Source organism: Ruegeria sp. ANG10 (assembly GCF_040705255.1).
Classification (GTDB): Bacteria; Pseudomonadota; Alphaproteobacteria; order Rhodobacterales; family Rhodobacteraceae; genus Ruegeria.
Window position 1 is genome coordinate 137876 of record NZ_JBFCVU010000010.1, and the last position, 26331, is coordinate 164206.

The 26331-nt window shown below is 59.8% G+C and carries 27 protein-coding genes; 14 read left to right on the forward strand and 13 right to left on the reverse strand.

The features are described from left to right. The first annotated feature begins 23 nt into the window (after positions 1-23). From AB1A64_RS18590 to AB1A64_RS18610, 5 genes are all read left to right on the forward strand, one after another. Positions 24-785 carry a DUF3299 domain-containing protein gene (locus AB1A64_RS18590; protein ID WP_366553057.1) on the forward strand — a complete coding sequence of 254 codons (762 nt, stop codon included), beginning with the start codon at positions 24-26 and terminating at the stop codon, positions 783-785. A 197-nt stretch (positions 786-982) separates the two neighbouring features. Further along, positions 983-2584, forward strand: coding sequence for a BCCT family transporter (locus AB1A64_RS18595; RefSeq protein WP_366553059.1), 1602 nt, complete (start codon positions 983-985; stop codon positions 2582-2584). Positions 2585-2899: 315 nt separating this feature from the next. Continuing rightward, positions 2900-3238, forward strand: coding sequence for a hypothetical protein (locus AB1A64_RS18600; protein WP_366553061.1), 339 nt, complete (start codon positions 2900-2902; stop codon positions 3236-3238). Beyond that, positions 3231-4457 carry an HlyD family secretion protein gene (locus AB1A64_RS18605; RefSeq protein ID WP_366553063.1) on the forward strand — a complete coding sequence of 409 codons (1227 nt, stop codon included), beginning with the start codon at positions 3231-3233 and terminating at the stop codon, positions 4455-4457. The genes AB1A64_RS18600 and AB1A64_RS18605 overlap by 8 nt, the downstream gene beginning before the upstream one ends. Positions 4458-4489: 32 nt before the next feature. Beyond that, positions 4490-4816, forward strand: a complete 327-nt coding sequence (locus AB1A64_RS18610) for a potassium channel family protein (protein WP_366553065.1) — start codon at positions 4490-4492, stop codon at positions 4814-4816. Between the two features lie 167 nt (positions 4817-4983). On the opposite strand, the gene rpsO is transcribed toward AB1A64_RS18610, so the two are convergent. The 6 genes from rpsO to rbfA all read right to left on the reverse strand — a co-directional run bounded on the left by rpsO (position 4984) and on the right by rbfA (position 9140). Then, positions 4984-5253 (reverse strand): 30S ribosomal protein S15, encoded by a 270-nt coding sequence (rpsO, locus tag AB1A64_RS18615; RefSeq protein ID WP_039543122.1) that lies wholly within the window; start codon positions 5251-5253, stop codon positions 4984-4986. Between the two features lie 143 nt (positions 5254-5396). Then, complete coding sequence (locus tag AB1A64_RS18620) at positions 5397-6425, reverse strand: calcium-binding protein (protein ID WP_366553067.1); 1029 nt, start codon at positions 6423-6425, stop codon at positions 5397-5399. A 94-nt stretch (positions 6426-6519) separates the two neighbouring features. Further along, positions 6520-7023 carry a DUF1643 domain-containing protein gene (locus AB1A64_RS18625; protein ID WP_366553069.1) on the reverse strand — a complete coding sequence of 168 codons (504 nt, stop codon included), beginning with the start codon at positions 7021-7023 and terminating at the stop codon, positions 6520-6522. Between the two features lie 21 nt (positions 7024-7044). Further along, complete coding sequence (gene truB, locus AB1A64_RS18630; protein WP_366553071.1) at positions 7045-7950, reverse strand: tRNA pseudouridine(55) synthase TruB; 906 nt, start codon at positions 7948-7950, stop codon at positions 7045-7047. A 54-nt stretch (positions 7951-8004) separates the two neighbouring features. After that, positions 8005-8748, reverse strand: coding sequence for a phosphodiester glycosidase family protein (locus AB1A64_RS18635; protein WP_366553073.1), 744 nt, complete (start codon positions 8746-8748; stop codon positions 8005-8007). Continuing rightward, positions 8745-9140 carry a 30S ribosome-binding factor RbfA gene (rbfA, locus tag AB1A64_RS18640; RefSeq protein ID WP_366553075.1) on the reverse strand — a complete coding sequence of 132 codons (396 nt, stop codon included), beginning with the start codon at positions 9138-9140 and terminating at the stop codon, positions 8745-8747. The genes AB1A64_RS18635 and rbfA overlap by 4 nt, the downstream gene beginning before the upstream one ends. Before the next feature lie 92 nt (positions 9141-9232). Between rbfA and dapB the strand changes: the two genes are divergently transcribed. Next, positions 9233-10042, forward strand: coding sequence for a 4-hydroxy-tetrahydrodipicolinate reductase (gene dapB / locus AB1A64_RS18645; protein ID WP_366553077.1), 810 nt, complete (start codon positions 9233-9235; stop codon positions 10040-10042). A 6-nt stretch (positions 10043-10048) separates the two neighbouring features. Here the strand turns inward: dapB and AB1A64_RS18650 are convergent, their stop codons facing one another. The 4 genes from AB1A64_RS18650 to AB1A64_RS18665 all read right to left on the reverse strand — a co-directional run bounded on the left by AB1A64_RS18650 (position 10049) and on the right by AB1A64_RS18665 (position 13392). Continuing rightward, a complete protein-coding gene (locus AB1A64_RS18650) occupies positions 10049-10906 on the reverse strand; it encodes a hypothetical protein (protein ID WP_366553079.1) in 858 nt (285 codons plus the stop codon). A gap of 97 nt (positions 10907-11003) precedes the next feature. Beyond that, complete coding sequence (locus AB1A64_RS18655; protein WP_366553081.1) at positions 11004-11672, reverse strand: ureidoglycolate lyase; 669 nt, start codon at positions 11670-11672, stop codon at positions 11004-11006. Next, complete coding sequence (locus AB1A64_RS18660) at positions 11669-12259, reverse strand: HD domain-containing protein (protein WP_366553083.1); 591 nt, start codon at positions 12257-12259, stop codon at positions 11669-11671. Before AB1A64_RS18660 ends, AB1A64_RS18655 begins: the two co-directional genes overlap by 4 nt. Then, complete coding sequence (locus tag AB1A64_RS18665; RefSeq protein ID WP_366553085.1) at positions 12256-13392, reverse strand: gamma-butyrobetaine dioxygenase; 1137 nt, start codon at positions 13390-13392, stop codon at positions 12256-12258. Before AB1A64_RS18665 ends, AB1A64_RS18660 begins: the two co-directional genes overlap by 4 nt. A 98-nt stretch (positions 13393-13490) precedes the next feature. Between AB1A64_RS18665 and AB1A64_RS18670 the strand changes: the two genes are divergently transcribed. Further along, positions 13491-14345, forward strand: coding sequence for a LysR family transcriptional regulator (locus AB1A64_RS18670; RefSeq protein ID WP_366553087.1), 855 nt, complete (start codon positions 13491-13493; stop codon positions 14343-14345). Between the two features lie 4 nt (positions 14346-14349). On the opposite strand, the gene AB1A64_RS18675 is transcribed toward AB1A64_RS18670, so the two are convergent. Then, positions 14350-14532: a DUF1674 domain-containing protein gene (locus AB1A64_RS18675; protein ID WP_366553089.1), complete on the reverse strand. Its 183-nt coding sequence runs from the start codon at positions 14530-14532 to the stop codon at positions 14350-14352. Between the two features lie 89 nt (positions 14533-14621). Here AB1A64_RS18675 and AB1A64_RS18680 point away from each other — a divergent pair, with 89 nt between their 5' ends. The 7 genes from AB1A64_RS18680 to AB1A64_RS18710 all read left to right on the forward strand — a co-directional run bounded on the left by AB1A64_RS18680 (position 14622) and on the right by AB1A64_RS18710 (position 23089). Further along, positions 14622-15878 (forward strand): transcription antitermination factor NusB, encoded by a 1257-nt coding sequence (locus AB1A64_RS18680; RefSeq protein ID WP_366553091.1) that lies wholly within the window; start codon positions 14622-14624, stop codon positions 15876-15878. Positions 15879-15968: 90 nt separating this feature from the next. Then, positions 15969-17708: a heparinase II/III family protein gene (locus AB1A64_RS18685; RefSeq protein ID WP_366553093.1), complete on the forward strand. Its 1740-nt coding sequence runs from the start codon at positions 15969-15971 to the stop codon at positions 17706-17708. Between the two features lie 22 nt (positions 17709-17730). Beyond that, positions 17731-19320 carry a bifunctional phosphoribosylaminoimidazolecarboxamide formyltransferase/IMP cyclohydrolase gene (purH, locus tag AB1A64_RS18690; protein WP_366553095.1) on the forward strand — a complete coding sequence of 530 codons (1590 nt, stop codon included), beginning with the start codon at positions 17731-17733 and terminating at the stop codon, positions 19318-19320. Beyond that, positions 19320-19790, forward strand: a complete 471-nt coding sequence (gene lspA, locus AB1A64_RS18695) for a signal peptidase II (RefSeq protein ID WP_366553097.1) — start codon at positions 19320-19322, stop codon at positions 19788-19790. Before purH ends, lspA begins: the two co-directional genes overlap by 1 nt. A 50-nt stretch (positions 19791-19840) precedes the next feature. Next, on the forward strand, positions 19841-20359 hold the full coding sequence (locus AB1A64_RS18700; RefSeq protein ID WP_366553099.1) for a DUF3035 domain-containing protein: 519 nt from the start codon (positions 19841-19843) through the stop codon (positions 20357-20359). 82 nt (positions 20360-20441) lie between these two features. Next, a complete protein-coding gene (locus AB1A64_RS18705) occupies positions 20442-21782 on the forward strand; it encodes a pitrilysin family protein (RefSeq protein WP_366553101.1) in 1341 nt (446 codons plus the stop codon). Further along, positions 21779-23089 carry a pitrilysin family protein gene (locus AB1A64_RS18710; protein WP_366553103.1) on the forward strand — a complete coding sequence of 437 codons (1311 nt, stop codon included), beginning with the start codon at positions 21779-21781 and terminating at the stop codon, positions 23087-23089. The genes AB1A64_RS18705 and AB1A64_RS18710 overlap by 4 nt, the downstream gene beginning before the upstream one ends. A 21-nt stretch (positions 23090-23110) precedes the next feature. Here AB1A64_RS18710 and AB1A64_RS18715 read toward each other — a convergent pair whose 3' ends face one another. Together AB1A64_RS18715 and AB1A64_RS18720 are read right to left on the reverse strand one after the other, a co-directional pair. Beyond that, the gene (locus AB1A64_RS18715; protein ID WP_366553104.1) at positions 23111-23926 is read right to left on the reverse strand and encodes an SDR family oxidoreductase; all 816 of its coding nucleotides are present in this window, start codon (positions 23924-23926) and stop codon (positions 23111-23113) included. A 24-nt stretch (positions 23927-23950) separates the two neighbouring features. Continuing rightward, on the reverse strand, positions 23951-26284 hold the full coding sequence (locus AB1A64_RS18720; protein WP_366553106.1) for an aldehyde dehydrogenase family protein: 2334 nt from the start codon (positions 26282-26284) through the stop codon (positions 23951-23953). Positions 26285-26331 lie beyond the last annotated feature (47 nt).

Below are 26331 nucleotides of genomic sequence, written 5' to 3' on the forward strand. Positions count from 1 at the left end.
CGGGTTTCGGGCGGAGAATGCAGATGACGGCCTGGCTAAAGATTATACCGCTGGCATTGCTGGGTTTCATCGGCCCGGTTTCGGCCGCGCCGGGTGCTGCGTTGGATTGGGCCGCGCTGCCGGACCCGTCGGTCCAGAACTTTGACGACCCGTTTCGCGCGCTTACCCCCGAGCAATTTGATGATCTGTTATTCGCGGTCCGCCTGCGCAACAGATTGCAGCAGGATGTCGGCAGCGTGGAAGAACGCCTGAAATGGCAGACGCTTTTGATCGAAACCGAGGACGCGCTTGCCGCTTATCAGATTGATATCGATTGGCTGCTGTCCCAGCGCGAGGACGTGGCCGAGCGCCGAAACAGGGCCAATACCAGCGGCAATCCCGGCCTTGACGGTCAGACGGTGACCCTGATGGGCTATGCCATTCCCGCGCCATCGGATGAAGATGGCCAATCGGTGGCCTATCTGGTGCCTAAGCCCGGTATGTGCAGTCACCTGCCACCGCCCGCGCCGAACCAGATGATCCGGGTGAAATTGCGCAACGGCTGGACACCGGCCTATGCGCATGAACCCGTGCGCCTGACCGGGCAACTGGTCATCGATCCTTCGGACCATGAGATGAACGTGGTTGACGGGCTAATGCCAATGCGCGCCACATTCCGGATGGATGCCGATCTTGTCGAGACGCTGGAAAACCATGAGGGTCAGCCCACTTGGACGCCAACCCTCAGGGACCGGTTGCGCGCGGCGGGCAGTCGAAAAACCCGTGGGACACCGTTACAGGATTAACTGCCCGTTTTTTCCGTTTTTGGCGGGAAAACCCCGAATATTGTGAGGATTTTGCGAAATTTTGATGATCGTGTAAGCTCTTACCAGAAGACCCGCGGTCGACATGACGGGAAACGCGCCAAGGGAAAACCAGAACACTTGCCGTCCACCGACCGAAGACCTTGGCGTTTGCACACAGCAAACTGAGGGAAAGTCGAATGGCACAAACCAAGAAAATGCTGGATCCGGATCCACGGATCTATGATTTCGAGACCGAATATGAACTGGGCCAGGATAATGTCCGGCCCTTCGGTCTGGATATCCACAACCCGGTCTTTTTGATCTCAAGTATCCTGATCTTTGCCTTTGTTCTGATCGCATTGGCCAACCAAGAGGCCGCAGCGACGTTCTTTGGTTGGCTCCGGCCCTGGCTGACAAGCACGTTTGATTGGTTCCTGGTCCTGTCCGTGGACGCGATCACGCTGTTCTGCCTCGTGCTGATCATCCTGCCCGTGGGCAAGGTCCGGATCGGCGGCAAAGACGCCAAGCCTGATTATTCCTACGCAGGTTGGATTGCGATGATGTTCGCCGCCGGCATCGGCATCGGCCTGTTGTTCTTTGGCGTGATGGAGCCGGTCTATTACAACTTTGCCGAGGATGGGAACGCCGTGCCATTGGGCATCGATATCGCGGTACCAGGCAATGAATATGCTGGTGTCGTCGGCACCATTCACCATTGGGGTCTTGAAGGTTGGGCGGTTTACGCCGCGGTTGGTCTTAGCCTTGCGATCTTCAGCTACAACCTGGGCCTGCCGTTGACCCTTCGGTCTGCGTTCTACCCAATCCTGGGTGAGCGAGTCTGGGGCTGGTGGGGCCATTTCATCGATACGCTGGCCGTCTTTGCCACCCTGTTCGGCTTGACCACCTCATTGGGTCTGGGCGCGCAGCAGGTTGCGGCGGGGCTGTACGAAGTGTTCGGCATCGAATCCAGCCCGACCGTCGTTGTCCTGCTTATTATCGGCATCACCATGATCGCACTGGGCTCGGTCCTGATGGGTATGGATGCAGGCGTCAAACGGCTGAGTGAGATCAACATGATCATGGCTGTAGGGCTGTTCATTTTCGTCATCGTTGTCACCGGAATTGGCACAGCCATCTCTCGGTATTTCAGCGTGATGACGGATTACGTTTTGCACCTGCCAGCACTGTCCAATCCTTTCGGGCGTGAGGATACCAGTTACTTCCACGGCTGGACCACCTTCTACTGGGCGTGGTGGATCGCTTGGTCACCGTTTGTAGGCATGTTCATCGCCCGTATCTCGAAGGGGCGCACGGTGCGTGAGTTCGTCATCTGCGCCCTGCTTGCACCAACGGCGGTTTGCGCCCTGTGGATGTCGACCTTTGGCGGTGCAGCGATCGACATGCTGAACGCAGGCGGAGCAGAAGGTGTTCGCGCCACGGTAATCGACAGCTACGCCCCCGAAGGCGCGCTGTTCGGCTTCCTGAAAGAGCTGCCGCTGTATAGCATCGTGGCCCCCATCGCGCTGGTCCTGATCGTGGTGTTCTTTGTGACCTCGTCGGATTCGGGTTCGCTGGTGATCGACACGATCACGGCGGGCGGCAAGATGGACGCCCCGGTCATCCAGCGTGTGTTCTGGTGCACGCTCGAAGGTCTGGTCGCCATCGCCCTGCTGCTGGGGGGTGGCCTCGCCGCCCTGCAAGGCGCGGCGGTATCGACCGGCATCCCCTTCACGCTGGTAGTTTTGATAATGTGCTACTGCTTGTGGCTGGCACTGAAGTCGGAACGGGCGAAGATGTAGGCGATTTTCACTAAATTGTTTGAAACGCCCGCCAGTCGGCGGGCGTTTTTTTGTTTGGTGCTTTGAGCCCTGAGCGGCCATTACCGCGCCAGTAGAAAGCTGCGGATGCATTCGGCAGCTACGGATCCAAGAGCGGACCCAACAATATTCTAAACATATTCCGGCTAAATGATCTGCACCCCAGTTTCCAAGCCTGGTGGATTAGCCAAATTTGCAATGATGCTTTTGATAGAATTTTAGAGCCTCAAGACAAATTGGTTTTCTTGATTTCAATCAGTTATATTCGAATGTGATCACTTGGATGCGGGGGGACAGGTGAACAGTTCTATTTCTGATGAGGCGATGGCAAGACTCCCTTTTTGGGTAACACCCCCGGGGGAGACGGACGGTTTTCTGATCGTTGTTGGGTTGGTTCTAGTCATAGTGCTGCTGGGTTTTGGTGCGCTCTACTTCACCGTACAGGCCATTCCCGACCGCATGGCCGCCGGTGCCCACAAAGTACAAATGCAGTTGGTCGGCGTGCTTGGGTTGATCTCCCTCTTCACCCTGAACAACGCCTTTTGGATCGCGGCAATTCTGATCGCCGCCGTGCCGTTGCATGAAATCTTTCCACTCAAGAACGAAGTAGACGTCTCGGAGAGCGACGATGCTTGAGTTAGTCTTCTCTGCGCTGATCACAATCGTCCCGGACTACTTGTATCGTCGTTACAAGCAGGGCAAGCGGTGGGGTCACGAAATAACCCTGTTCAATGTCTGGTATGAATTGCGGTGGGGTTTGACCGCCTGTGCAATACTGGCTGTGACGCTGATCACGGTGATCTTCTATTTCCACCCCTCAACGCGGAATGTCTCTGCGGCGTTTCGCACAGTTACCATTCTGTCGGATCGCGCGGGGCGGGTAGCGGAGGTCTACGTTGCCAATAATGAAGACGTTATGGCTGGCGAGGCCATTTTCCGACTGGACACCACCCGTCAGGAGGCAGCAGTGGAAACGGCTCAGCGACGTATCGAAGAGATTGAGGCGGCTTTGGGCCTGACCGCAACGGAAGTCGCGAGCGCCACCGCTAGGGTTGAGGCGGCGGAAGCTGACCTTGCTCAGGCTACGAGCGATTTGGAGCGCCGTCTGGAGCTTGCGGAACGAAACAACACCGTTGTTAGTGAGCAGGAACTGGAACGCTTGCAAACAGCAGTGACCGGCGCGGAAAGTCAGCGCGCAGCCGCCATTGCCTCGCTAGACGGTGCCAAGTTGCGCCAAACCACTCTTCTCCCTGCACAGCTTGAAACTGCGCGATCGGTTTTGAGAGAATCTGAGAACGAGATATCAAAATCCACCGTGTTTGCCGAGGTGGATGGGACGGTAACGCAGTTCCTCCTAAAGCCGGGTGATATCGTTAATCCAATACTACGCCCTGCCGGGATTTTGGTGCCTGAGGTCACGGGACAAGGGCGTTTTATCGCGGCTTTTGGTCAGATTTCTGCCAGTGTGCTAAAGCCGGGTATGCTGGTGGAAATTACCTGTGCGTCTAAACCGTTGACCATAATCCCAATGGTTGTGGACGACGTGCAGGAGGCGATTGCTGCAGGGCAGTTCCGACCAGGGGATGCGCTGCTGGATCAGCAGGATCGAGCGAGACCCGGTACAGTTACAGCGTTCTTAGCACCTATTTTTCCACGGCATCTTGATAGCATCCCGCCCGGTAGTTCGTGCGTTGGAGTTGCTTATTCGAGTCGAGCAAAGGAAATCGACGCTGGTGAGATCACAGGCCTGTCTGCTTTCATCGCAAGGATTGTTGATGGCATGGGTATAGCAAATGCAATTGTCTTGCGTGCACAGGCGATTCTGCTCCCTGTCAAGACATTGGTATTCAACTAAGCTCCCAACTAGCAGAAAGGTAGAGTATCATAATGGGTTGCGACGCAAGCTATATTTGCACGTTTTTGTCGGTTTTCCTTTGGGACCTGATCTACCTTTTACCGATACTTGTATTCTTGTTGGTCTTGGTGTGCATTCTGGGGGTATCAATTGGTCGGATCGAAGGCTGGTCGACCGGACCGAGCCTTTACCATGCTTTCATAAACGCAACTACGGTTGGCTACGGAGACATTAAGCCGGAGAAACCCGCGAGCCGGGCTTTGGCGGTTATCAACGCATTTGTTGGGCTTATCTTTGCAGGCGTTGTCGTAGGTATAGGTGTACATGCAGTTGAGACCTCAATGAATGTCGAGTTTTGATTTGTGTAGGTTGCAAGAAACGAGAATGACCGCTTGGTCCGCGAAGCGGCCGTCAACGACGACTAGTGCTGCACCCGCAACGAATGGCGGCTGTGTGGCCTTCTAAACAAGAAAAACGCCCGCCAAATTGGCGGGCGTCTGAAATCCAAAAGCGGCAGGAGCCAAAATTAGCGGCGGATGCCCAGCTTTTTGATCAGGTCCTGATAGCGTGCTTCTTCCTTGCCCTTCAGGTAGTCCAGCAATTTACGGCGCTGGGCGACCATTTTCAGCAGACCGCGACGACCGTGGTTGTCTTTCTTGTGGGTCTTGAAGTGCTCGGTCAGGGTGGTGATGCGCGAGGTCAGGATAGCAACCTGGACTTCTGGCGAACCGGTGTCGCCGTCCTTGGTGCCGAATTCTTTCATGACGCGTGCTTTTTCAGCGGCAGTAATCGACATCGGGGTCTCCTTTAAAGGTTAGAGTTGATGGCGCAGGCCGGGATGTCGTCCAGCACAGGCCCATGGAGAAAACCGCACCGATTCCGATGCGGATGCGCGCGTATAAGCGTATTTTTGACGAATGGCAAAAAGATTCTTCGGGCTCAGCCCAATGCAGTCAGCTGTGCCAGATCGATCTCAGAGATCAGCTGAATGTCGTCGGCGGTCATCCCTACGGCCCCCAGCAGCTGCGCCACATCCTGCCCGTCGATCAGCACATGGGTCAGATTCTCGTTTTCAGCGTCGGTTTCGATCTGGATATCGGGGTCTTCCTGACCATCCCACGATACAAACAGCTTGTCCTGGCCGGGTTGGAAATCCATCACGGTCACCGCTTCATCCTCGGCTTCGGGGGTCAGGATAATCTCATCCGCGCCGTCGCCGCCGGTGACGATGTCGCCACTATCGGCCAGAATCGTATCCTCGCCAGCGCCGCCGTTCAGGAAATCGACAGCGTCTTCTCCTTCTTCGCCGGTCAGGATGTCGTCGCCGTCGCCACCAAAAAGAACATCCTCACCCGCGCCGCCGTCGAGTATGTCGTCGCCATACCCGCCGTGCAGCGCATCATCGCCTTCACCTCCGTCCAACGTGTCATCGTCCTGCCCGCCATAGAGCGTATCTTCACCCTCGTCCCCTTCCAGCTGATCTGCGCCGGAATGACCATAAAGGATGTCATCGTCTTCACCCCCGGTCAGCAGGTCATCCCCGTCCTCGCCATGCAGAATATCGTCACCCGCGCCACCTGACACGAAATCCGCCCCTTCACCGGCGAACAGCACGTCATTGCCGGCACCGCCGTCGATGGTGTCATCCCCACCATATCCATTGACTTGGTCGTCCCCGTCCTGACCGATCAGCACATCCGCCTCTTCGGTTCCGGCAATCACCAGATCACCATCGAATTCGGACAGGATGGTTCCGGTCGATGGTTCCTGTTCTTCTGCGGCATCTTGGGACGTGGTCGGGTCTTCGTCGGCTTCGTCGATCTCAAGGTACTTGCCGTCAGAGACCTCGTCAGGCTGATCGTCAATGCTGTCTTCATCTTCGGGCGCGTCTTCAGGGACAAACGCGTCGCTCATGGCAAAGGCTGCGCCACCGACAGCGGCCAGACTTAGGAATCCGATCAGAAGCATGGGAACCCTCCGTGAACGTACTGCCCCGAGGGTAAATGTCTCATGCGGTCAAGCACTTGGTCAAAGCCAAGCTGATCTCGTGGTTAACCTTTTGTCACCACGGTTCGGGTTGTTGAGTATAAGCGATATAGAGTGGATGCTTCGGGTGCCCGCCTTTGGTCAGCCCCAGATGAAACAGCGGCTCACCGGTGCCGCGCAGCAGAGTTTCCACCGCCGGGCCGCGCTCCAGATGCGCGCCATGGGTGCCCCAGGCGGCGATGACCTGATCGGCCCATTCAACGCCGTCCAAAATCGCGGCGTCATTCTCAGGCCCGACCGGATCGGCGGCAGCGCGCATCTTGCGCGGATCGGTGTCGCGCCAGGCAAAGATGTTGGTCACCTGAAACGCCCCGAACCCCAACGCCCGCGCGCGGCGTTCACAGCGTTCGACGGTAGGGTCGTTCTGTACCTCGGTCGCGGTTGAGGGGTTCAGCATCACGAACAGCGCCTTTCGCCCCTCCGGGTGCCAGATGCGGGTCAGGCTATAGCGATAGTTCTCGCAATCGGAATAAATGGCGGTCGAGGGCGCGTCGCCCTTGGTGTGCGTTCGGGTGATCATACCCTTCGCCTAACACGTGGCTCAGGTGACGAACACCCGGCTGGGATGCAATTCACCGGATTTATAGATCCCCACGGCCACAGCCTTGCCATCAAGCGAGGCCCATGCCTCGTCGCCGTAATCCACGTCCGAGGCCAGCACCATGCCCGGGTTGCCGTTGCGCAGGCGAGTGGCCCCTTCGGGGGTGCATTTCAGTTCGGGCAGGTCCGACAGGCCGGTTTCCAGCGGATGCAGGTAGTCGTCCAGCGCGGTTGTCTTGGCCATCTCGTCGATCTGTTCGATGCTCAAGCCGTCCTCGGCCTCAAACGGGCCGGACCAGATGCGGCGGAGGACCTTGACGTGGCCATGGCATCCCAGTGCCGCCCCTAGATCGCGGGCGATCGAGCGGACATAGCCGCCTTTGCCGCAGGTCATTTCCAACACAACATGGTCTGCGTCGGGGCGGTCGACCAAAATCAATTCCTCAACCCATAGGGGTCGGGCGGACAGCTCCACATCCTCACCATCGCGGGCCAACTTATAGGCGCGCTGACCGTCTATCTTCACAGCCGAGAACTTGGGCGGAACTTGCATGATCTCACCCAGAAATGGGGCAAGCGCGTGTTTGATGTCGTCATCCGAAGGGCGCCCATCGCTTTGTGCAATCACTTCGCCCTCGGCATCGTCGGTATTGGTGGCCTGACCCAGACGCACTGTAAAAGTATAGGCTTTCAGCGCGTCTGTGATGTAGGGAACGGTCTTGGTGGCCTCGCCCAGCGCCACCGCCAGAACGCCAGTCGCTTCAGGGTCAAGCGTGCCTGCATGGCCCGCCTTCTTGGCATCCATTGCCCAGCGGACCTTGTTGACCACCGCGGTCGAGGTCATGCCCGCGGGCTTGTCCACTACCAGCCAGCCGGAAATGTCGCGACCCTTGCGTTTACGTCCCATCTTGCACCTTGCCCTTTGCTGAGGCGCGCGACCTAACGGATCACCCGGGTCCTGTCAATTTCCCGGTGTGTCTTCGACCACCCCCACGATTGGTCCCAGCGAAAAGCCGACGTCAGAGCGGTTGCTGGCCCGGTCATACATCCGCGAGATATTGCCATCGAAGAACAGCGCATTCGGCGTTTCCAGCACATCGCGGAACAGGCTGCCGAATTCATGAAATGTGACGTAGTCGTCCGAGATCGCAAACACCGCCCGCGTGCCGTCAGTGCTGGTGCCAACGCCGTTGCGCACAAACAGCGAAGTCGAATCAGGCAGGAAGCGCGGATGCAGCTCTCCGTCGATCACCAGCATCGGGCCGGATTGGGTGGCAAACCGGCAAGCGGGTGCCTGTTCGACGAAATCCAGCGTCTCGAACACATCAGCACGACCGTCGCGGATGCAGAACACGCCGTTGGGCAGGAGGCCGAAATTGCCGGGGCCAGGATTCGGGATCACGCGCATGACCTCTTCGCCCTCTTCGACATAATGTCCGACGGGTGAGCGGTCGTCGTGATACATGCCCGCGTTCATTGCAAAGGCCAGCCGCTTGCCACCGGGTTCCAGAGCCTCGTTCACAGACGAGAAATGCCCCAGCAGGTCGCCGTTTTCATCATTCAGAAACAGGCGCAGGTCTTCGCTGGCGGCGTCCACCTCGCAGATGGTGTACCGCTTATCCTCGTGGGTCAGCTTTTCGCAGGTGACCGCCGAGGCTTGCGCAGCCCAAAGGACCGCGCCCAGCGTGACAGTCAGGCGGATCACTCGTCCAGATCGCGGCGCACCGCGTCCTGACTGAACATGCGGCGGGTGTCATCCAGACGGTCAAACGTGTCATCCAGACGGAACCGCAGATCGGGCGAAAATTTTAGATTGAGTTTCTTGCCAATCACGCGCCGCAGTTCGCCCTTGTTACGGGCCAGCAGGTCAATCACGTCCTCCTGCCCTTTGCCGCCCAAGGGCAGCACATAGGCAGTGGCGATCTTCAGATCGGGCGAGGTGCGCACCTCACCTACGGTGATTGACATACGGTTCAGGTCGGGGTCGTGGACATCTCCGCGTGCCAGAACCTCGGACAGGGTGCGACGGATCAGTTCGCCGACACGCAGCTGTCGTTGGGACGGGCCGGGGCCATCGTGGAATTTGTTCTTTGCCATATCCCCGATCTAAGCCCAAAGCAGGGCTTTGCCAAGCGGGCGCGAACGGGGTAGGAGGCTTTGAGCCGACTTAAACAAAAAGGACCAGCGCAATGACCCATATTCCGGGGATCGTCATCACAGGGGCTTCGGGCCGTATGGGGCAGATGCTGATCAAGACCGTCACCGACAGCGATCAGGCGCGTCTGGTGGGCGTGGTTGAGCGTAAGGGCCACGATTGGATCGGCCAGGATGTGGGTGAGGCGATGGGTGGTCAGGCGCTGGGCGTGATTGTGACCGATGACCCGCTTGAGGCATTTGCGCAGGCGCAGGCGGTGATCGATTTCACTGCCCCCGAAGCGACGCTGGAGTTTGCCGCGCTGGCCGCGCAGGCGCGCTGCGTGCACGTGATCGGCACCACCGGCATGACGGACGAGCAGATCGCGGCGCTGGAGCCAGCCTCGCGCCATGCGGTGATCGTGCGGGCCGGGAACATGAGTCTTGGCGTCAACCTGCTGGTGCAACTGACCAAGAAAGTTGCCGCCGCGCTGGATGAGGATTTCGACATCGAAGTGATCGAAGGCCATCATCACCACAAGGTCGATGCGCCCTCGGGCACTGCGCTGATGCTGGGTGAGGCCGCCGCCGAAGGGCGCGGTGTCAATCTGGCCGACGTGTCCGATCGCGGCCGCGACGGCATCACTGGCGCACGAAAACGCGGTGACATTGGATTTCACGCCATTCGCGGTGGAGACATCGTCGGTGAACATGACGTTCTTTTCGCCGCCCCTGGTGAACGCATTGTGCTGCGCCATCTGGCCACCGACCGCGCCATCTTTGCCCGTGGCGCGCTGAAGGCGGCGCTGTGGGGGCAGGGTAAGGCACCCGGCCAGTATAACATGGTGGATGTGCTGGGGTTGTAAGCCCGTTTAGCGAAATGCGGTCAGACCGGGAGGGTCTGTGCCCTCTTGTTTCGCCATTGCAAACAGCGCGCTCAGCCGTTGGTCCCAAGTCGGATACTGTCCGGTTCGGGCATAGGTAAGGCGCTCGGCCCCGATGGATATGCCAAGAGGCGCGGCCTCACCTCCGATCACGATCTCGCCGATCTCAGTCCAGTTGGCCGACGGGGGATAGGTCGCGGGGGCGAGTTCATCGGTATCACCGACGCGGTAATAGACGCCCATCGTCACGATGTAGGCATCGCCAAACGGATCAGGAAAGAAAAAGCCCGAGGCATCGCGGGCGGCCAGGGCCTCAGCCTCATCGCGCAGCAGCACTTTTTCGGTAAAGGGTAGGGCCATCTCGTCCAGCACCGTGCGCATATCCTCGGACTGCGGCACGCTGACAAAGGCAATGCGGGCGGGGTCGAGGTCAAAGCCTTCGGTCAAAATGCGCATCATCAGGCGCGTCGTGGCCTGTCCGTCGGCATCCGCAGGGTGACAGCCGACCTCATGAAACAGGGGCAATACGTCGGCACGTGATTTTTCATCCACATCTGCAACCCGCGCCAGGGGTTGAATGACAAAAGCGTCCGAGGGCAGCGCTGACTGATCGAAATCATGCCGCAGCCCTTCGTTATAGTCATTGCGTCCGGATGCGAGGGAAAGCGGCGCTGCTTCGTTGAACCCAAGCCCCGAGAATGTTTTTCTCAGATGATCGAGCGTCGTGCTGAATTCCTGTTCGAACGCCGCATTCTGGTCTGCCGCTGCTGCGGCCACGCGCGGCAACAAGGTTCCGACCGTCGCTGCGGTTCCCAGCTGGATAACTTTACGCCTGTTCCATCCCATCGGATATCTCCCGTGCCTGTTGGACGTGGAACGAGAGTATCACAGATGTTTCGGATGAGGGTTAAGGGTTTCTGATGACGGGCTTCCGAGGCCGCGGTTACAGGTCCTTGATCTTATCTTCACACAACGGGCAGGAAAGATAAACGCCGAACTCTTTGCCGATATCCGCGCTGACGCGGGCATGGACCCGACCCTGTCGGTCCAGAAAACGCTGATTGTCTTCGACGGGGAAAATCCCCTCGTGCCAGATGCCGGGATGGATATAGAGGCCTCGCGAACCGTCGCACCAGAATGCCACCACTTTCTCGGGCGTCAGGTTGTCGCCGGGCAGCGCCGCGGGAACGATGAAGGGCTTGTTGTCCAGCGGCCAGAACATCTGTCCGCCGTCGGGATGATAGTTCATATGCCATAGCAGCACCTGATCACGCGGTGCGGTTTGCTGGTCGGTCTGTGCCTGTTGCGGGTCGGCAGACCAGCCCAGAATGTAATGGCCTTTGACCGCTTCGTTCTCACCATAGAGCACGTCGCCCTGCCAGTCGCATTTGAAGGTGCCCTCGACCCAACCACCTTCGTCGCCGGTGCCCTCGTCGATGGGACGCCAGCCCTGTCGGGGCCAGCGAGAGATTTCGATCTCGAAGCTGTCCGGATCATCGACCAGACAGCCATAGCCCTTGACCGATGCGTCCGTTGCCCGGATCAGAGGCACCTCATGCCAGGGCAAGGACGGCTTTGAACTGGCTTCAAAGATATATTCGGGGGCGTTCATGCCGCCCCCAGATGTTTGTCGACCATGCGTTGCACCATCGGCGCGAAATGGGCGAATTCAGGCGTCTCCATGTCCGCACGCTTGCCTGCTTCGTCCAGATACCGCACCTGAATGATCTCTTTCAGGTTCGGGTTGACCTCGAATTCCGCAACCTCCTCGGTACTCATTGGGCCACCCTGTAGCTCCAGCGTATGGACCGAAGCCGTGGACAGGCGGTTGAAATACTCAGGCTTGGTGGCGCAGAGATACCGCTTGGCCGCCACGTGATAGCGGCAACAATCGGTGATGACCGAGGGGAAGAACTGTTCCAGCACCTCAGCCCCTGCATCCTCGTGGTGACGGTCCTCGGTGTCATCCGGGTGATAGGTGCCGAACTCGGACGTGAAGTGGCCGATATCATGCAGCAACGCGCCGACGATGATTTCCTCGGACTGGCCGTTCTGTTCAGCAATCGTGGCGCCTTGCAGCATGTGTTCTGCCATCGTGACCGGTTCACCCAGATATTCCTCACCTCCGCGGCGGTCGAAGATATCCGCGATAAAGGCCACTATGTTGTCGCGGTTCAGGGTTGAGAAATCGGGTTTCATTCCGCTGCCTCCGGTTGCGCCATGTCCATCGCCGCGAGCGTCGACAGCAAGCCATCCTTGTCGGCGTAACACCCCTGCAACCAGCGTGAACCCGCCCCGGAATAGCCCAGCCGCGCGTGTAGGACGCGTGTGTTGTCGACGATGAAACTTTCACCCGGTTCCAGCTTGAATGACACGCCCATGGCCGGATCGTCGATGATCTCGCCAAGTTGACGATAGGCAGCATAGTAGGCTTCCATCTGATCGAAGGGCACGTCAACAAACGGCGCGGAAGACCGATTGTTGAAGCGGATGCCGACTAGTTCACCGTCCGGCGACAACTCGATCATTGGGCGGCGAGACCGCAGGCAGATGCCGTCCGAACCTTTGTATTCAAATCGCGCGGGATAGCCCGCCAGCAGGTTGAAGCCTTCGGGGTTCTGATCGCGCAGTTTTTCGGCGGCACGGAAACCATCGACTACAATGGAATCGCCACCTTCGGCACTGTTTTCCAGACAATAGAGGATTTGCAGCGTCGGCACCGGGTCACGATAGGGGTTGTCGGTATGCGCCTGAAGACCAAGGCCAGTATAAGCGAGGTTGGTCGGGTTTACCTCAGTCCGAACCTCAAAATAGGGGCCATAGTTGGTTTCGCGGACGTAGCCGAACAGATCAGCCACCTTCAGCAGCGATTCCGGTTCGGTCGGGCCGCCGGTCAACTTGGCAAAGCCAAACTTGGCCACTGCGGCCAGCCAGTCGCGCTTGGTGGCGGGGTTGGCGTGGACCTCACCCCAATCAGCACTAGGCGCTTCGATGCCGCGTTCCCAGGTGGTGATGCCATGTGCGATGCGGCCTGTTTCCTCGGGCCGGTCAAAATCGTAGACGTGATCGGCCAGCCACGCGGTGGGGAAGGTCACGGTCTTGTCTTCGGGCTGGAAGGTGACGCTCAGATCACCGTTGGTGATCTCGGCGGCGCTGACTGAAATATCGGCAGGAATGTCGCTGATGGTGATCAGGCGCTGACCGTTTCCGGGCGCACGTGTTTTCGGGTCCAGCGCGTTATCACGCAGCCAGATGGCGTGGAAACGGGCCTGCGTTCCGGTGTCAAATTCAACAGTCACAACCGAAGTATCGTGATTGGCAGTGCGCAGCATGGGGCTCTCCTGTTCGGCGCGGGCTTTGGTTGAGCAGATACGCCTCTTGTGGCATTAACACAATTAATCCTTCTTTCGGCTGAGGCTTGGAAAATCTTATGGCAAAGAAAAAGATCGGATTGCCGCCGCTGGACTGGCTGCGCGTGTTCGAGGCCGCCGGTCGGTTGGGTGGTTTTTCCGCCGCTGCCCGAGAGTTTGGCCTGACACAGGCAGCCGTCAGCCAGCGGATCGACAACCTGGAGGCCTGGCTGGGCCGGTCCCTGTTCGTGCGCGAGGCACGAGGCGTGTCACTGACGGTTGAAGGCGAAAGCTACCTGCCGCTGGTGCAAGAGAGTTTGCAGGCGTTGGAGCGCAACACCGAGGATTTGTTTGGAAAATCCCCGCAAGAGCTGCGTGTTGCGGGCCTGTCCTCGAATATTCATGCGCTTGTTCTGCCTGGGCTTGCCCGGTTTCAGGAATTGCGACCCAATGTGCGGGTGATGACCGACTCGGTGGCGCGCCGGTCGTCTCTGGATGAGGAACGGACTTGGTTGCAAATCCGCTATGGGCGCGGGGCGTGGCCGGGTCGGGATGCGGCCCTGATCGCCCGCGAGGTTCTGGTGCCAATGGCCGCGCCCGGTGTAAAATGGGGGGTGCCGCTGATCGAGTTGCGCGGCGAACGCCCGGCGTGGCGGGACTGGGCGCGTAAGACGGGACATGGCGAGATGCCGCCATCGCAGATCAGTTTCGATTCGATGGAACATGCCATTTCGGCGGCCCGGCAGGGGATTGGAGTGGTGCTAGGCTCGGTGCCTCTGGCCAGCGCGGATTTGCAGGCCGGTCGGCTGTGTCGGCTAGATCTGCTCGAATTGCAGACCAAAGACGGCTATTGGCTGACTTGGCCCGAAGAGCGGGTCAAATCGAAAAAGCAGCGTGCCCTGATTGCCGATTTTCTGCAGGCCCTTCAGGGTTAATCAGTCAGAAATCGACAGCGATACCCTTTTTTTCCCAATCGCCATAACGGGCCGGATCGGGGCCGTCGCGCCCGCCCAGTTCCTTGGGCATCTCTTTTGCTTCTGTCTCGGTCTTGCGGCGGCGCTCATCCGCTTCGGCCAGGGCGCGCTGGGCGGCGGGCGGCAGGTCTTTGCAGTCGTCACTCATGACATCGGGTTCCTTTCCGTGCAGGGGCTTGATATACGCCCCCGTCCGCCTTTGGCAATGCGGGCGAGAGTCACATTAAAGGCGGTTCCATGTCCGACAATGCAACAGCGGCGCGACGCAGCGCGATCTATCTGTTGGATCAGATATTGGGTGAGGGGCGGCTGTTGTCCGAATGTCTGGCTGCGGGCGCGCTGGATCGGCTGGCCCCCGAGGATCGCGCGCGGGCGCAGCGTTTGACCTTGCAAACCCTGCGCGGGTTGGAACGGGCAGACCGTCTGCTGGACAATCACCTGAACCGGACGCCTGCTCTGACCGTCCACAACGCCCTGCGCCTGGGCGCGGTCGAGCTGTGCCAGGGCGAGGCCGCGCATGGCGTCGTCAACTCGATGGTGGAGATCGTGGGCCGGTCGCGTAAACATGGCCGGCTCAAGGGGTTGGTCAACGCGGTGCTGCGCAAAGTTGCCGCCGAAGGGCCGGAAGCCTGGCCCAAGATGCGGGTGCCGCGCTTGCCGGACTGGCTGCGCGACCCGTTGGTCATGGCTTGGGGATCTGAGGCCGTTGCAGGTATGGAGCAGGCGCATTTCACTGGCGCGCCGCTGGACCTTTCAATGAAACCTGGGGTCACTGGACCGGGTGAGGCGCTGCCGACCGGATCGATGCGGGTGCAGGATGCGGGGCAGGTCTCAAACCTACCTGGGTTTGACCGGGGTGACTGGTGGGTGCAGGACGCGGCGGCGGCCTTGCCGGTGCGTGTTTTGGCACCAAAGCCCGGGGAAACCGTGCTGGACCTCTGTGCCGCACCGGGCGGCAAGACGCTGCAAATGGCGGCAGCCGGGGCCAAGGTGACGGCTTTGGATATTTCGGCGTCCCGACTGGAGCGAGTACGCGAGAACCTCAAACGCACCGGTTTACAAGCGCAGGTCATCGCTGGTGACGCGTTAGAGCACCAAGGCAAGTATGACGCGATCCTGCTGGATGCGCCCTGTTCGGCCACCGGAACCATTCGGCGCCACCCGGACCTGCCTTTCGCCAAGGACGGCTCGGAATTCGGCGAGTTGATTGAGTTGCAGGCGCAGATGCTGGCCCAAGCCTGGACCCTGCTGAAACCCGGCGGGCGGCTCGTCTATTGCACCTGTTCCCTGTTGCCTGACGAAGGCGAGGTACAGATCGAAGAGGCGCTGGAACAATATCCCGACATGAGCATCGACCGCGACGCGCTGGACGTGACCGGGGTGGATCAAAGCTGGATCACCGAAGAAGGTGGTCTGCGTCTGCGGCCCGACTATTGGGCGGATCGCGGTGGCATGGACGGGTTCTATATCGCCTGCCTGAACAAATCCGCCTGACGGCACGCTTTTCGATGACTTGACGATCACACCGGTCTATCGTTGGGTCTCAGGCGCCAGCAGAGCGCAAGAGGCAGAGTAACGAGCGTCATGTCAAACTCAGATACCATGACAAACCGGTGGACGCGGTTTCAGAACCGTCTGTATGCGCGGCTCAGCCAGCGGCGCAAGGCCGCTGCCGGCTTCGTCACCGAGCCTGAACCGCGCACTGTAGGATCGTTTGCCCGGGGGCGGCAGTTGGTTGCCGGAAATCTGCTGTTTGCCGGGTATCTGGTCGAGGCACAGGACACCGGCCTGTGGGACGTGACGGCGCCTAGCACCGGATTTGACAATGAACGTCACGGCTTTGCATGGCTGGATGATCTGGCCGCCGTCGGCGATATGCGGGCGCGGGAAAAGGCGCAGCGTTGGGTGTGGGGTTGGATTGACGCGCATGGCCGCGGGCAAGGGCCGGGCTGGGCACCCGATCTGACCGGCCGACGGGTGATGCGCTGGATAAACCATGCCGTCTTCCTTCTGCGCGGAATGGATGACAAGCAAACCAATGTGTTCTTTCGCGCGCTGGCGCAGCAAACCTGGTTCCTGTCCAAACGTTGGAAAGCGGCCACGCCGGGCCTGCCCCGGTTCGAGGCTCTGGCCGGTCTGGTTCAGGCCGGACTGGCGCTGAAAGGGTTGGAGCAGATGGCCGACCCGGCGCTACGTGCGCTGGCAAGAGAATGTGAAAGGCAGATCGATGCGCAGGGCGGCATCTCCACCCGCAACCCCGAAGAACTGCTTGAGGTGTTTACCCTGTTGTCTTGGACCTCGGCTGCGCTGAGCGATCAGGGGCGGGGCACCCCCGGCGCGCAGGCCGATGCGATCAAGCGAATGGCACCGACCTTGCGCAGCCTGCGTCATTCGGACGGCGCACTGGCCCGCTTTCATGGCGGCGGGCGCGGGATCGAGGGGCGGCTGGATCAGGCACTGGCCCAAAGCGGGGTACGCCCCCAGCACGCAACCGGATTGGCGATGGGGTTTGCGCGGCTTTATGCGGCCCGGACCAGCGTGATCGTCGATGCCAACGTGCCGCCCAAGGGGGCTGCATCTTATAATGCCCATGCCTCAACGCTGGCGTTCGAGCTGACTTCGGGGCGGCGGCCGCTAATCGTGAACTGCGGATCAGGCGAAAGTTTCGGAACGGAATGGCGGCGCGCCGGACGCGCGACGCCTTCGCATTCGACCTTGTGTCTGGACGGCTATTCCAGCGCGCGTCTGGCACCAGCGGGGAATGGCGGTGAACGAGAGGCTTTGGTCGACGCACCGCAAGATGTGCCGACCGATTTCGAAGAGGCCTTCGAGGGCACCCGCTTTATGCTTGGTCATGACGGTTATACCAAAGTGTTCGGCCTGACCCATGCGCGTACGTTCGAGCTGCGATTTGATGGGCGCGAGCTGACGGGGGAGGATATTCTGCTGACCGCCACTGACAAGGCCAAGCGGCAGTTTGACCGGGCGCTGGACGCTTCGGGCCTGAATGGGATCGGCTTTGATATCCGGTTTCACCTGCATCCTGACGTGGATGCGGCCATTGATTTGGGCGGCGCGGCGGTGTCGATGGCGCTCAAAAGCGGCGAGATCTGGGTTTTCCGCCATGACGGCGTGGGAAAATTATCCGTCGAACCAAGCGTTTACCTTGAAAAAGGCCGTTTAAAGCCACGCGCGACAAAACAGATCGTTCTATCCGGGCGCGCAATGGAGTATGCGACCCGCACCCGGTGGACGCTGAGTAAGGCACAGGATACAGCCTATGCCGTGCGCGATCTGCACCGGGACGAGCCCGAGTTTGACTGACGCCAAAAGGACCTTTGGACCCATGACTGATCTTCACCCCGTGCGCCGCGCGTTGCTTTCCGTTTCCGACAAGACCGGATTGATCGAGCTGGGAAAGGCACTGGCCGAGCGCGGGGTCGAGCTGTTGTCGACCGGCGGTACGGCCAAGGCGCTGCGTGATGCAGGGCTTGAGGTGAAGGATGTGAGCGAGATCACCGGTTTCCCCGAGATGATGGACGGCCGGGTCAAGACCCTGCACCCGATGGTGCATGGCGGCCTGCTGGCCTTGCGCGACAATGATAGCCACGTGGCTGCGATGAATGAACATGGTATCGGCGCGATCGACCTGTTGGTGGTAAACCTCTATCCGTTCGAGGCGACGGTGGCCAAAGGCGCCGATTACGACACCTGCATCGAGAACATCGATATCGGTGGTCCGGCAATGATCCGCGCGGCCTCGAAAAACCACGCCTTTGTCAACGTGGTGGTAGATGTTCAGGATTACGACGCGCTGATGGCCGAGTTGGCGGCCAATGACGGGCAGACATCGTACGCGTTCCGTCAGAACCTGGCGCAAACGGCCTATGCCCGGACCGCCGCCTATGACACGGCTGTGTCGAACTGGATGGCCGATGCGCTGGCCGCTGAGGCCCCGCGTCGTCGCGCCTTTGCCGGAGAGTTGAAACAAACCCTGCGCTATGGTGAGAACAGCCATCAACAGGCGGCTTTCTACACTGACGGAACCAACCGTCCGGGCGTGGCGACCGCTGTTCAGCATCAGGGCAAGGAACTGAGCTACAACAATATCAACGACACCGACGCTGCGTTCGAATTGGTTGCCGAGTTCGACCCCGCCCAAACCGCCGCTTGTGCCATCATCAAGCACGCCAATCCTTGTGGTGTGGCCAAGGGCGCGACCCTATTGGAAGCCTACAAGGCTGCGTTTGACTGCGACCGTACCTCCGCCTTTGGCGGCATCGTGGCGCTGAATCAGCCATTGGATGCCGAAACCGCGCAGGAAATCACCGGGATTTTCACCGAAGTTGTAATTGCCCCCGGTGCCTCGGATGAGGCCAAAGCGATCTTTGCTGCCAAGAAAAACCTGCGTCTGCTGACCACCGAAGCCCTGCCGGATGTGACCGCCGGTGGCAAAACCGTACGTCAGGTGGCCGGTGGCCTGCTGGTACAGGACAAGGATAACGGGTTCGTCGGCATGGACGACCTGAAAGTTGTGACCAAGAAGGCCCCGTCCGAGGAACAGATGCGGGACCTGCTGTTTGCCTGGAAAGTGGCCAAGCACGTCAAATCCAATGCCATCGTTTACGTCAAAGACGGCGCGACCGTGGGCGTCGGTGCAGGTCAGATGAGCCGCCTGGACTCGGCCATGATCGCAGCGAAGAAAGCCGAACGTATGGCCGATGCGCTGGGGCTACCGCGGCCTCTGACAATTGGGTCTGCCGTGGCTTCGGACGCGTTCTTCCCCTTCCCCGACGGGTTGATGGAGGCTGCTGAGGCCGGTGCCACCTGTGTCATCCAGCCCGGTGGCTCGATGCGCGATGATGAGGTGATCGCGGCCGCGGACGAGGCCGGTCTGGCCATGGTCTTCACCGGCATGCGCCATTTCCGCCACTGATGCGCGCTCGCCTTCTGCTCTGGGCCGCGCTGGCCGCGTTTGCGATCGACCAGATCAGCAAGTATCTGGTCGTTCACGTGATGCGCGTGGCCGAGGGCAATATCGACGTGCTGCCGCCGCTCTTGGTGTTCAAATACGGTGAGAATCGGGGCATCAATTTCGGTCTGTTCCAAGGCGACAGCGACACCGCCCGTTGGGTGTTGATCGGTATTTCGCTTGCTGTTGCGATTGGCGTGCTGATCTGGCTGATGCACACAACCCCGTCCAAGCTGATGCTGTTTTGCGGCGGGCTGCTGATTGGCGGCGCGCTTGGAAATGTGGTGGATCGGGTGCTGTATGGCTATGTTCTGGATTTCCTGAACATGTCCTGCTGTGGGATCAACAATCCGTTTGTATTCAATCTGGCAGATGTGTTCATCTTTGCGGGTGCTTTCGGACTTGTGTTGTTCGATGGCAAAAAGCCCTCGTGACGCGCCGGGTGATATGCGATAAAAGCGCCTGAAACTGGCTGGAGAAACTGATGCGGTTGCCGCGTTCCATTTTTGCTGTGACATTGGCCTTTGCGGTTGCCGGGTGCGCGGATATCGGTTTGCGCCATCTTGAGGCACCGGGGGATGGCCCGGATGAGTTTTCGGTCATGCCGGTCAAACCGCTGACCCAGCCCAAGGATTATAAGTTCCTGCCTGCGCCCACACCGGGCGGCGCAAACCTGACCGATCCGAACCCCAAGGCCGATGCCGTGGTGGCGCTGGGCGGCAGCGAAGCGGCGTTGAACCCGAATGCCGCAATTCCTGCATCTGATGGCGCGCTGGTGACGGCCTCTAGCCGCTATGGCGTACCGTCCAACACGCGTCAGGTCGTCGACACTGAAGACGCCGAGTTTCGCAGAAAACAGGGTCGTTTGACTCGTCTGCGCCTGTTCAAAATCGACCGGTATGAGCAGGTTTATCGCCGCGAAGCACTTGATGCCAATCGGCAGAACGAAGTAGCGCGTCAGGCCGGGGTTGAGACACCCTCGGCCCCGCCGGCTGATGAATAAATCTTAACTTTCCGTCATCACCCTTGAACCTGCGCACCACAACCGTAGTTTGAACACCATCAAACGAAACGGAGGACGCCCCATGGTTCGGGCCCTGGCATTATCTGCCGCCCTGTTCGCCGCCACCCCTTTGCTTGCCAAGGAAGGGCACGAGGCGGTTACCACTTTCACGCTGGATAACGGCATGGATGTCGTTGTGATCGAAGATCACCGCGCTCCGGTCGTGCAGCACATGGTCTGGTATCGCGCCGGATCAGCGGATGAGCCCGTCGGCTCGTCGGGTGTCGCGCATTTCCTGGAACATTTGCTGTTCAAGGGCACCGATACGCTAGCACCGGGTGAGTTTTCCGCCACCGTCGCAGCCAATGGTGGCAATGACAACGCGTTCACGTCCTACGACTATACTGCTTATTTTCAACGCGTTGCCGCCGACCGTCTAGAGCTGATGATGCGGATGGAGGCGGATCGGATGCGCAACATCCGCCTGTCCGAAGAGGATATTCTAACCGAACGCGATGTGATCCTTGAAGAACGCAATCAGCGTACCGAAAACAGCCCGCGGGCCCTGTTCGGCGAGCAGATGAGCGCAGCGCAGTATCTGAACCATCGCTACGGCGTACCGATCATCGGCTGGAAGCATGAGATGGAGACGCTGGATATGGAGGATGCGCTGTCCTTCTATCAGACCCACTATGCGCCCAATAACGCCATTCTGGTGGTGACCGGCGATGTGGAACCGGATGAGGTCAAAACCCTGGCCGAACAGTATTATGGCGTCATCCCCGCCAACCTGGACCTGCCTGAACGCGTACGTTCACAAGAACCGCCGCAATCGGCTGAACGTCGCCTGACCTTCAAGGACGCGCGTGTTTCACAGCCTTATGTGCAACGCAGCTATCTCGCGCCCGAACGGGATGCGGGCGCGCAGGAAAAAGCCGCGGCGCTGTTCCTGCTGGCCGAACTTTTGGGCGGCAGCACTACGTCCTTCCTGAACGAAAAACTGCAATTCGAACAGCAAAAGGTCGTTTATACGGGCGCTTTCTATCGCGGCGTGTCGCTGGACGACACGACGTTTGATCTGCTTGTTGTCCCGGCCCAGGGCGTTTCGCTGCAAGAGGCCGAGGAAGCCATGGATCAGGCTGTGGCCGATTTCATCGCCGAAGGTGTGAACGAAGAAGACCTTGATCGGATCAAGATGCAGTTGCGTGCCGCCCAGACTTATGCGCGCGACAATGTGGACGGGATCGGCAACCGCTATGGCCGCGCTCTGACCAGTGGCCTGACGGTCGAGGATGTGCAGGCCTGGCCCGATATCCTGCAAGCTGTGACCGGGGATGAGATCATCGCCGCCGCCCGCGAGGTTCTGCAACCCGAAGCGTCGGTCACCGGATGGCTGATGCGCGACGATGAGGTGACGCAATGAAACGGATTTTCGCAACCCTGATCGCCGTTGTCATCGCGCTGCCCGCATGGGCTGAGATCGAGATCGAAGAGGTCACCTCACCCGGCGGTATAACCGCGTGGCTGGTCGAGGATCACTCGATCCCCTTCACCGCGCTGGAACTGCGCTTTCGCGGTGGCACCTCGCTGGACGAACTCGGCAAACGCGGCGCTATCTATCTGATGAGCGGTCTGATCGAAGAAGGCGCAGGTGACATGGACGCCCGCACCTATGCACGCGAGTTGGAATCATTGGCGGCCTCGTTCCGGTACAATGCCTCTGATGATTCTGTTTCGATTTCGGCGCAATTTCTGACTGAGAACCGGGACGAAGTCATCGACCTGTTGCGCACAACGATCCACGAGCCTCGGTTCGATGAAGACGCGGTCGAGCGGGTGAAGGCGCAGATTTTGTCCGGGCTGCGCTCGGACCAGACTGACCCTAATGACATTGCCGGGCGTAATTTTGCACAGATGGCATATGGCGATCACCCCTATGCCACCGAAGGCAAAGGCACGATCGAAAGCGTCAGCGCATTGAACCGCGATGATGTAGTGACTGCCTATGACAACGTGTTCGCCAAGGATCGGCTCTATGTCGGTGCGGTGGGCGATATCACCCCCGATGAGCTGGGCGCGCTACTGGACACTTTACTGGTGGATCTGCCCGAGGCGGGCAAACCCATTCCGGGCCGTGCTGACGTGGACATCCCCGGTGGCGTCAGCGTGGTCGAGTTCGAAACGCCGCAATCCGTGGCTCTGTTCGGGCATGCGGGGATCGACCGGGACGACCCGGACTTTTTTGCCGCTTTTGTTCTGAACCACATTCTGGGTGGCGGTGGTTTTGAGAGCCGCCTGATGCAGGAGGTGCGCGAAAAGCGTGGTCTGACCTACGGCGTCGCGACCTATCTGGTGCCCAAGGATCTGGCCTCGGTCTATCTGGGCTCGGTGTCCTCGGCCAATGACCGCATTGCCGAAGCGGTTGAGGTGATCCGCGACGAGTGGGCCCGTGCCGCGACCGAAGGCGTCACCCAGAAAGAGCTGGACGACGCCAAGACCTATTTGACCGGTGCCTATCCGCTGCGGTTTGATGGCAATGGTCCGATTGCTGGGATCATGGTCGGTATGCAGATGGAGAACCTGCCCATCGACTATATCGCCACCCGCAATGACAAGGTAAGCGCGGTGACGCTGGATGAAGTGAACCGTGTGGCCAGTGAATTGCTGGACCCCGAGGGGTTGCATTTCACTGTTGTTGGCAAACCCGAAGGTTTGGAAACCACAAACTGATCAAAGGGGGCTGAGCGACGCTCAGCCCTTTTTTCCCGCTGCGCTGCGCAGCATCTGCCCCATCATCTGCCCGAACTTGCCGGACCCGCGTTGATACAGCGCGCCGTCTACGGACAGAACTGTGCCACTGATATAGCTGGCCATATCCGAGCTGAGGAACAGGCAGGCATTGGCCACGTCCTGAGTATTCCCCCAGCGTCCCAGCGGCACATCTCGGCGCAGTTCCTCGTGGGCGTTTTCCGTCGGTGCCAGACGCCGCGCGCCTTCAGTTCCTTCAATAAATCCTGGCACAACCGAGTTCACGCGGATGCCCTCGACCCCCCATTCCATCGACAGAGTGCGGGTGATCTGATCGACCCCGGCTTTGGCCGCGCAGACATGAGCCTGCCCTTCGTAGGGCAGAAACGCCTGTGGGGCCGAGATGTTGATGATGCTGGCACCGGGGCGTTTGAGGTAAGGATAGGCCCCCTTCATCACATGAACGGTGCCCATCAGGTCGATATCCACCACCGTCTTGAACGCGTTGACCGACATCTCGGAGGTGAGCGCCGGGAAATTCCCCGCCGCGCCCGAGACCAGAACGTCGAAATCACCCAAATCGTCATGGAATTGTTTCAGCCCGTCCGCCACTGCCTGCGCATCGCGCACATCAAAGGCTGCGCCGACTACTTCGGCTGCGCCGGTCTTTTTTAGCGCGGCAAGCGTGTCATCAACCTTGTCCTGCGACCGGCTGGCAACGGCCAGTTTGGCCCCCGAGGCCGCAAACGCCTCGGCAATGCCGCGGTTGATGCCGCTGGTGCCGCCAATGACGATGACGGTTTGTCCTGAAAAATCCATGTAGGCCTCCCTAAAGCGGGAGCCCTACTCGCCGTAGGGCACCCAGATGTTTTTCACTTCGGTCGCAGCCTGCAGGAAGCGGCGCGAATGGTCCACGCCCCAATCAAATGCCGTCGCGTTATTGACCCAGGTTCGTTTCAGATTTCCGGCAGAAACGACCTCGATCTCTTTCGACAGATCGGTGGACGAGAACGACCAGACCGCATCGACGTTCAGATGCGAAGCCATCGGCTTGGCCAGTTCCGCGTGACTGCCGGTCAAGATGTTGACCACGCCTGCGGGCACGTCGGAGGTTTCGAGGATCTGGTAAAAGTCGGTTGCTGCCAGTGGATAGGGCTCTGAAGCGACCAGAACCGTCCGATTGCCCATCGCAATTGCCGGGGCCATGGCCGAGACCAGACCCAGCAATGGCGCCTCATCCGCGCACACCGCGCCGATGACACCAACGGACTCCTTCATGGCAATCGCCACGCCCCGGATCGGAACGCCATGCACCTGACCGTCATACTTGTCAGCCCAGGCAGCAGCAGTGAACAGTCGCTGGATCGAAGCCTCGACCTCTTTCGCGCCGTCTTTCTTGCCGGTCATGGCATCGATACGAGCTGCGAATTCTTCCGCACGGGCCGAGAGATTCTCGCCAATGAAATACAGGATTTGCGCCCGCAGATGACCGGTGGTTTTAGACCAACCCTTGGCACCCGCCGCAGCCTCAACCGCGTTGCGGACGTCCTTACGGTTGGCCAGACCCACATGGCCCAACAGGCCGGATTTGCCCCAGACAGGTTTGGAATAGCCACTATCGGGCCTTGCCTGCTTGCCACCGACATACATCTTGGCGGTGCGGTCGATGGGATCGACCGGAGCACCTTCGCCCAGGGTCGCCTCAACCTTGGCCAGCGGTTTGGCCTTGCCCTTGGGCTTGGTATAGGCCGCCAGACCTTCCCAGCCGCCTTCACGGCCAAAGCCACTTTCGCGCACACCGCCGAACCCGGCGGCCGCATCGAACAGGTTGGTGGCATTGACCCAGACCACGCCCGCAACCAGCTTGGGCGCAATATCCAGTGCAAGGTTCACATTCTCGGTCCAGACCGTCGCCGCCAGCCCGTAGCGGGTGTTGTTGGCCAGCTCGACCGCCTCTTCCGGGGTGCGGAAGGTCGACGATACCAGCACCGGGCCAAAGATTTCTTCCTGCATCAGCGGGTCCGAGGTTTCGAGCCCGGAGATCAGCGTCGGCGGGTAATAGCACCCATTGGCGGGCAGGTCGCAGGCCGCCTGATGAACGTGGCCGACGGTGTTGCTTTCGACCATGCTCTTGATGGTCTGCAACTGAACCGGGTCCACCACCGCGCCCACGTCGATGCACTTGTCCAGCGGATCACCGACGCGCAGCTTGTCCATCCGCGCGCGCAGTTTCTCGTGGAACCGGTCGGCGATGCCTTCCTGCACCAACAGGCGTGAGCCCGCGCAGCAGACCTGACCTTGATTGAACCAGATCGCGTCGACCAGACCTTCGATGGCTGAATCGATATCGGCGTCATCAAAGACGACGTAAGCGGACTTGCCGCCCAGCTCCAGAGTCAGCTCTTTACCAGACCCGGCGGTTGCCTCGCGAATGCGGCGGCCCACAACGGTCGAGCCGGTAAAGGCGATCTTGTCCACGTCCGCGTTCACAATCATCTCGCCCACGGCGCCGTCGCCGGTGACGATATTGACCACGCCCTTGGGCAGTCCGGCCTGCGAACAGAGGTCGGCAAACAGCAGCGCGGTTAGCGACGTATACTCGGCCGGTTTCAGAACCACCGTGTTGCCCATCGCCAGCGCTGGGGCAATCTTCCACGCCAGCATCAGCAAAGGGAAGTTCCACGGGATGATTTGCCCGCACACACCCAGCGCCTGCGCATCCGGCAGCTCGCTTTCCATCAACTGCGCCATGCCCGCATGGTAGTAGAAATGCCGCTGCGCCAACGGGATGTCGATGTCGCGAGATTCCCGGATGGGTTTGCCGTTGTCGAGGCTTTCCAGCACGGCTAACAGGCGCGAATGCTTCTGTAGCAGGCGTGCGATGGCATAGAGGTATCGCGCACGACCCGCACCGCCCAGCTTTTCCCATTTCGGTTGCGCCTTGCGGGCAGCGGCAACGGCTGCGTCTACATCGGCCTGTTTGGCTTGGGTCAGCTTGGCCAGCACCTCTCCGGTCGCGGGGTTGCGGCTTTCAAACCCTTTGCCCGGTTTGGTGAAGGCACCGTCGATATAGTGACCGAACTTATCACCCTGATCGACCAGCCAGGCCAGTGCCTCGGCGGCGCTTTCGGGGGCAGGGCCGTAATCCATCGTCTCGAAGATTTCTTTCACAGTCATGACTTCATCTTTTCCCAAATACTCACTGTCCTGACGCTTGTCACAGG

What these genes read in the sequence shown, in the direction of transcription:
- AB1A64_RS18590 (WP_366553057.1), top strand. Translation starts at nt 24, where the DNA reads ATGACGGCCTGGCTAAAGATTATACCGCTGGCATTGCTGGGTTTCATC.
- AB1A64_RS18595 (WP_366553059.1), top strand. Translation starts at nt 983, where the DNA reads ATGGCACAAACCAAGAAAATGCTGGATCCGGATCCACGGATCTATGAT.
- AB1A64_RS18605 (WP_366553063.1), top strand. Translation starts at nt 3,231, where the DNA reads ATGCTTGAGTTAGTCTTCTCTGCGCTGATCACAATCGTCCCGGACTAC.
- AB1A64_RS18610 (WP_366553065.1), top strand. Translation starts at nt 4,490, where the DNA reads ATGGGTTGCGACGCAAGCTATATTTGCACGTTTTTGTCGGTTTTCCTT.
- rpsO (WP_039543122.1), bottom strand. Translation starts at nt 5,253, where the DNA reads ATGTCGATTACTGCCGCTGAAAAAGCACGCGTCATGAAAGAATTCGGC.
- AB1A64_RS18620 (WP_366553067.1), bottom strand. Translation starts at nt 6,425, where the DNA reads ATGCTTCTGATCGGATTCCTAAGTCTGGCCGCTGTCGGTGGCGCAGCC.
- AB1A64_RS18625 (WP_366553069.1), bottom strand. Translation starts at nt 7,023, where the DNA reads ATGATCACCCGAACGCACACCAAGGGCGACGCGCCCTCGACCGCCATT.
- truB (WP_366553071.1), bottom strand. Translation starts at nt 7,950, where the DNA reads ATGGGACGTAAACGCAAGGGTCGCGACATTTCCGGCTGGCTGGTAGTG.
- rbfA (WP_366553075.1), bottom strand. Translation starts at nt 9,140, where the DNA reads ATGGCAAAGAACAAATTCCACGATGGCCCCGGCCCGTCCCAACGACAG.
- dapB (WP_366553077.1), top strand. Translation starts at nt 9,233, where the DNA reads ATGACCCATATTCCGGGGATCGTCATCACAGGGGCTTCGGGCCGTATG.
- AB1A64_RS18650 (WP_366553079.1), bottom strand. Translation starts at nt 10,906, where the DNA reads ATGGGATGGAACAGGCGTAAAGTTATCCAGCTGGGAACCGCAGCGACG.
- AB1A64_RS18655 (WP_366553081.1), bottom strand. Translation starts at nt 11,672, where the DNA reads ATGAACGCCCCCGAATATATCTTTGAAGCCAGTTCAAAGCCGTCCTTG.
- AB1A64_RS18660 (WP_366553083.1), bottom strand. Translation starts at nt 12,259, where the DNA reads ATGAAACCCGATTTCTCAACCCTGAACCGCGACAACATAGTGGCCTTT.
- AB1A64_RS18665 (WP_366553085.1), bottom strand. Translation starts at nt 13,392, where the DNA reads ATGCTGCGCACTGCCAATCACGATACTTCGGTTGTGACTGTTGAATTT.
- AB1A64_RS18670 (WP_366553087.1), top strand. Translation starts at nt 13,491, where the DNA reads ATGGCAAAGAAAAAGATCGGATTGCCGCCGCTGGACTGGCTGCGCGTG.
- AB1A64_RS18675 (WP_366553089.1), bottom strand. Translation starts at nt 14,532, where the DNA reads ATGAGTGACGACTGCAAAGACCTGCCGCCCGCCGCCCAGCGCGCCCTG.
- AB1A64_RS18680 (WP_366553091.1), top strand. Translation starts at nt 14,622, where the DNA reads ATGTCCGACAATGCAACAGCGGCGCGACGCAGCGCGATCTATCTGTTG.
- AB1A64_RS18685 (WP_366553093.1), top strand. Translation starts at nt 15,969, where the DNA reads ATGTCAAACTCAGATACCATGACAAACCGGTGGACGCGGTTTCAGAAC.
- purH (WP_366553095.1), top strand. Translation starts at nt 17,731, where the DNA reads ATGACTGATCTTCACCCCGTGCGCCGCGCGTTGCTTTCCGTTTCCGAC.
- lspA (WP_366553097.1), top strand. Translation starts at nt 19,320, where the DNA reads ATGCGCGCTCGCCTTCTGCTCTGGGCCGCGCTGGCCGCGTTTGCGATC.
- AB1A64_RS18700 (WP_366553099.1), top strand. Translation starts at nt 19,841, where the DNA reads ATGCGGTTGCCGCGTTCCATTTTTGCTGTGACATTGGCCTTTGCGGTT.
- AB1A64_RS18705 (WP_366553101.1), top strand. Translation starts at nt 20,442, where the DNA reads ATGGTTCGGGCCCTGGCATTATCTGCCGCCCTGTTCGCCGCCACCCCT.
- AB1A64_RS18710 (WP_366553103.1), top strand. Translation starts at nt 21,779, where the DNA reads ATGAAACGGATTTTCGCAACCCTGATCGCCGTTGTCATCGCGCTGCCC.
- AB1A64_RS18715 (WP_366553104.1), bottom strand. Translation starts at nt 23,926, where the DNA reads ATGGATTTTTCAGGACAAACCGTCATCGTCATTGGCGGCACCAGCGGC.
- AB1A64_RS18720 (WP_366553106.1), bottom strand. Translation starts at nt 26,284, where the DNA reads ATGACTGTGAAAGAAATCTTCGAGACGATGGATTACGGCCCTGCCCCC.